Source organism: Pseudanabaena sp. SR411, assembly GCF_002251945.1.
GTDB lineage: Bacteria > Cyanobacteriota > Cyanobacteriia > Pseudanabaenales > Pseudanabaenaceae > Pseudanabaena.
This window is the reverse complement of the sequence record NZ_NDHW01000264.1, coordinates 1-5,425: the sequence shown is the minus strand read 5'-3', so window position 1 is coordinate 5,425 and position 5,425 is coordinate 1. Positions and strand designations below refer to the sequence as shown.

Annotated in this window: 5 protein-coding genes; 4 read left to right on the top strand and 1 reads right to left on the bottom strand. The window is 43.2% G+C overall.

Features of this window, described 5'->3' with window-relative positions; genetic code table 11:
- Nucleotides 1–308: 308 nt before the first annotated feature.
- Entirely contained in the window at nt 309–788 is a 480-nt protein-coding gene (locus tag B9G53_RS26520; protein ID WP_094536414.1) for an ester cyclase, read from the bottom strand.
- A gap of 389 nt (nt 789–1,177) precedes the next feature.
- Between B9G53_RS26520 and B9G53_RS26515 the strand changes: the two genes are divergently transcribed.
- From B9G53_RS26515 to B9G53_RS26500, 4 genes are all read left to right on the top strand, one after another.
- A complete protein-coding gene (locus B9G53_RS26515) occupies nt 1,178–1,777 on the top strand; it encodes a TetR/AcrR family transcriptional regulator (RefSeq protein WP_094536413.1) in 600 nt (199 codons plus the stop codon).
- A 75-nt stretch (nt 1,778–1,852) separates the two neighbouring features.
- Nucleotides 1,853–3,202, top strand: a complete 1,350-nt coding sequence (locus B9G53_RS26510; RefSeq protein WP_094536412.1) for an efflux RND transporter periplasmic adaptor subunit — start codon at nt 1,853–1,855, stop codon at nt 3,200–3,202.
- Between the two features lie 40 nt (nt 3,203–3,242).
- Complete coding sequence (locus tag B9G53_RS26505) at nt 3,243–4,505, top strand: ABC transporter permease (RefSeq protein ID WP_094536411.1); 1,263 nt, start codon at nt 3,243–3,245, stop codon at nt 4,503–4,505.
- A 15-nt stretch (nt 4,506–4,520) separates the two neighbouring features.
- Nucleotides 4,521–5,183, top strand: a complete 663-nt coding sequence (locus B9G53_RS26500; protein ID WP_094536410.1) for an ABC transporter ATP-binding protein — start codon at nt 4,521–4,523, stop codon at nt 5,181–5,183.
- Nucleotides 5,184–5,425: the final 242 nt, after the last annotated feature.

Sequence of the window (5,425 nt, the reverse complement as noted above, 5' to 3'; positions counted from 1 at the left end):
TTTTTCTCCCACCTGCCAACGCTATTATTTGCTCCCTGCACCTGTTTCGTAATTGTTTTTCTCATTCCATTACGAGCGGAATGTGGGTTACAAAGCCTTTAAAATTGCTATGGTTTCCTTGACCTACATAATTAGAATCTTCGTAGGTAACAATGTATGTATAAAGTGGCATAGTTTTGGATTCCGATCATACATAACGGATCTCTTGAGCGGCTATCAAACAGCTTTTGCACAACACTAACTAATGTTGCTAGTCCACTCCAACAGATCCGTTATGCTAATGTCAACTGCAATTATAAATCTTATTTTTATCCAGATTTTTTAAACAGCTTGGATGCAATGCCTTTCAGAATAGGCAGTAATAATTTCGGTCCGGGCAAAAAGACAAGTCCTAACTGCTGCATCAATCCGAGTGCATCGCCATGTCCCCAATGCTCCACAATTTTTCCGTCTTCTAATCGATCAATGTGCATGATCGACAAACTGATTTGCCTACCTGTTGGTGGAAGACCTTGAAATTCGCCAAGATGTATCGCGGTGAATGTTCCGCACGTTACAACCCTATCGCCTGAAACAATGACCTCATCAAAAACGTGTTGCCCCTGACTGAATGCTAAGTAAAACGACATTCCAAACTGCTTAAACCTTTCTCTGTTTAATGGCTCAGGTATACCTGCTTGATGAGCAACAAAATTTGGAGACAGAAGATCTAGAGCTTGATCCATTTGGCGATCATCAAAGGCTTTGTAAAACTGGAGAATGAGAGCTTTGTTTTGTTCAGTCAGCATAAAGAACTTCGTTAAAAGATGGATTGGTATTACGGTGACTCTGAGGAACTGACACAACATTCTAGCCAACTTCAGTAATCGACATCAGCGATAGCTTTCAAAATACGCTGACTTCATGCTATGACCGATAAGTTTCCAACTACGCCCACAAACCGTAACTGAAGCAGCAGAACTTATATTTTTAACGCAATTGCCGTTTAACTACTCTACTGAGTGGCAAAATACCACAGATTTCTACTTTAACTCAAGTTCGATAGATTTCCTCAACTCTCTACCTACTGAAGTGGTTACCCTAAGCGATCGCATTACCCCAATTACAAAGTTTCGATCGCCCCTTGACAGTTTTCTAGATATAGAATTACTATTAAAAAGTAAGCACTTACTTATTTATGTCTCGCCCTCCTAAAATTACTAATGAAGAAATCCTCGCTGCTGCACGACAAGTTTTTTTAGAGGAAGGTGCCAGCGCTTCAACGCTGGCGATCGCTGAAAAAGCAGGGATATCGGAAGCATCGATATTCAAACGTTTTGCTACCAAAAAGGCTTTATTTATGGAGGCAATGGGCATTTCGGAAACCCCGAAATGGGTAAAAGCGTTGTCTAGCAAAACTCCCACCGCCAATATCAAGTCAGAACTGACCGAAATTTGCGAACAGATGCTTGCCTTTTATCAGGATGTCCTACAACGGGTACTGATGATGATGAACCGTGGAAATTTGGCACTTCCACCGCCGCCACCGCAAGTTAGGGATACTCAACTGTTGTCAGAATTTCTTGATCGGGCGATCGCTCTAGGTTATCTCCGAACTTGTGACTCGATAACTGTTGCCCACATGATTACAGGTGCAATCAGCAATTACGTGATTACAGAGAATATTCGGAGGTCACCGATACCAATGCCCTTTGCAACGCCTAAGTTGATTGAGCCTAAACTATTTATCCACAATTTGATTGAGACTTTGTGGGCTGGTATTGCTCCCGAAGTGTAAATTTTTTTAACTAATTAATAAGTAAGTGCTTACTTATTCTGCTAAACCTGACTCTTATTTTCTTGGAGAAAAGTTATGTTGTCTGACTCTGTTTCTAACTTAAAATCCACTCAAGCATCAGCTAAGAAACCCTTGTGGCAACAAAAACGGTTTAAGTGGGGATTACTGATTGTGCTGTTTTTAGGATCTGGCAGTTGGGGATTCCAAATTTTAAATTCGGCTTCAACAAATAGATCGCAAGCAGAACTACTCACCCAATCAGTAGAGCGAAAAACAGTGCCGATTAGCATTACCGCCAATGGGACTATAAATCCAGAGCGTTCAATTAATCTCAGTCCCAAATCATCAGGAGTCATCAAAACTTTACTAGTCAAAGAAGGCGATCGCGTGCGGCAAGGTCAAGCGATCGCCATCATGGATGATTCAGGATTGCGTGGACAAATGATTCAAGCGGAAGGTCAAATTGCACAGCAGGAAGCTAGTTTGCAGAGTCTGGTAGCAGGTAACCGTCCAGAGGATATTGCTAAAGCTCAATTTCAATTAAACAGCGCCCAAATAGAATTGCGCCAAGCAGAAGAAGATCTCAATAGCAATAAATCGCTGTATGAATCAGGTGCTATTTCCCGTCAAACTTACCAAAAAGCAGTTACTTCTCGCGACATAGCGCAAGCCTCAGTCTTACAGTCGCAGCAATCACTGGTGCTATCTCAGACAGGTTCTCGCAGTGAGGATATTACGGAAGCCCGCGCCAGAGTTGAGTCGGCGTTAGGCAGTCTGCAATCAATTCAAACGCAATTGGATGATACTCAAGTTGTCGCGCCCTTTGATGGAATTGTAATCAAAAAATATGCGGATGTAGGTGCTTTCGTAAGTCCTTCGATCGCAGGTAGTGGCGCTTCCGCTTCGTCATCATCGATTCTGACGCTTGCGAGTAATCGCCTCCAAGTTGTCGTCAATCTCTCAGAATCACAGATTTCCAAAGTTAAATTAGGTCAATCGGTGAAGATTAAAGCCGATGCCTTTCTTGGTGAAACCTTCACAGGCAAAGTGGAACAGATTGCGCCTCAAGCAACGGTTTCACAGAATGTCACCAGCTTTGAGGTACGGGTATCGATTACCTCGCCAACCGCCGAAAAATTAAAATCTGGGATGAATGTGGAAGCTCAATTTGAGATTGGTCGTTTGGAGAATGCTTTGCTGGTTCCTAACGCGGCGGTAGTCAAGCAAGCAGAAGGTGAAGGCGTATTTGTGATGAGTAGCGATCGCCAACCTATATTTAAACCAATTCAAACGGGGCTAACTATAGGGACGCAAACCGAGGTGAAATCAGGGCTACAAGGCAATGAGCAAATTATTTTGAGTTCACCCTTTAAAGAGCAATCAACTCCATTAGGGCTAAATCTTCCTAAAGCACCAGCACCATGATTGATTGGCTAGGAGGTAGAAAATTAGAACAGGAAATTTTATGACTTTAATTAAACATCGTCCATACAAAGTATCGCTTTTAGAAGTTTCAGAAATGGCGATCGCAGCACTCTGGGGCAATAAACTCCGTAGTGGTTTGACTATGCTCGGCGTAATTATTGGGATTTCATCGGTGATTGCCATTTCTTCAATTGGGCAAGGCATACAAAAATCTACTGAAGATAATATTCGTGGATTGGGAACCGATGTTTTGCAAGTGATGGTGGGTTCTGCTCAAAGTGGTGGTGTAAGCCAAGCTCAAGGCTCAGTAACAACTTTGACTTGGGAAGATGCTAAGGCGATCGCAGAACAAGCACCTTCAGCAACTGTAGTTGCAGCCTATCTGCAACGCAATACTCAAATAGTTTATGGCGAGAAAAACACTTCGACCTCAGTTTATGGAACCGACCTAAACTTTCCTAAAGCGCGTAATACCTTTCCCAAAACAGGACGTTTTTTTAATGCAGAAGAACTAAATTCGGCTGCCTCGGTTGCTGTGATTGCGCCGACAGTTCAGAAAAATCTGTTTCCTGCCAATGTCGATCCCATTGGACAAAAGATTCGGATTCAAGGTGAGATTTATGTTGTGATTGGGGTAATGGAAGCAAAGGGATCACAAGGTCCGCAAGATCGTGATGATACGGTCTATATTCCCTTAACCACGATGTCTGCCCGTGTGATTGGCAATAACTCATTGATGGGAACTTCTATAAATGGTATTTACATTAAAGGTCAAGATGAATCACAACTGGAAATCGTCAAGTTCCAAGTTACCAATATTCTACGATTGCTCCATAACATTGATGTTCCAGAAAACGATGATTTTCGCGTCACTAATCAAGCCGATATTCTGGCAACATTCACGACAATTTTGAGCCTATTTACAGTGATGATTGTGGGGATTGCAGGTATCTCTCTAGTGGTGGGCGGCATTGGCATTGCCAATATTATGTTAGTTTCTGTAGTTGAACGCACTCGCGAAATTGGTGTGAGAAAAGCTTTAGGCGCAACTGATAGCGCTATTCTTAGCCAGTTTCTCACCGAGTCCGTGATTATTTCCGTAGTTGGCGGTACGATTGGCATCGTTATTGGGATTGGGCTTACATTCGTTGCCGCAAGTTCCTTTAAGTTTCCCTTCATCATTTCTGGAAGCGCCGTCGCGATCGGGTTTGGCTTATCAACTTCCGTGGGGCTAATTGCTGGAGTAATTCCCGCTAGAAATGCCGCCCGACTCGATCCGATTACGGCTCTGCGTAGCGAATAATTGGGAGAAATAATCATGATTACAATGGAAAATATCATCAAAAGTTATCGAATTGGTGAGGTTGATGTACCAATTCTCAAAGGGATTAATCTGCATATCGCTTCGGGTGAATATGTCTCGATTATGGGCGCATCGGGATCGGGTAAATCCACATTAATGAATATCATTGGCTGTCTCGATCGCCCTACGGGTGGAGAATATTATTTAGAAGAGCTAAACCTCACCAGTTTAGAAAAAGATGATTTAGCCTATATCCGCAATCAACGCCTTGGTTTTGTGTTTCAGCAGTTCAATCTCTTATCACGAGCAACAGCTTTAGAAAATGTGATGTTGCCAATGGTCTATGCAGGAGTTCCCAAAGCTGATCGCCGATCGCGTGCCGAAGAAGCCTTAGTAAAAGTTGGTTTAGGCGATCGCCTATCCAATCGACCCAATCAACTCTCTGGCGGACAACAACAACGAGTTGCGATCGCCCGTGCGTTGGTCAATCAACCCGCACTACTTCTAGCAGATGAGCCAACTGGTGCGCTAGATTCCCAAACTTCGCAGGAGGTAATGAATTTGTTTAGCGATCTCAATGCTCAAGATATCACAATCGTCATCGTCACCCATGAGCCAGATATCGCCGCCCAAACTAAGCGTAAGATTTTTGTGCAAGATGGGGCGATCGTTGGCTAAGCTCCTCTAGGAGCGGAGTCTAAGTCTACTCTTTCAATGGAAGAGATTGAGTGAGAAGGAACTCGCGGATAGCTGCGTCTTCGGTGAGACCGATCGCCCTTGCATAAGCTTGTTGTGCTTCTACTCCCTTCCCGCTGTAAGGCATGGTAAAATATGAAATAAAAAGACAGTAAAAAAATGAACCAAAACGAAGCGCTTCTGAACAAGCCGTTAGATCTCAAAGATTGGCAGAAGCAGTTCAA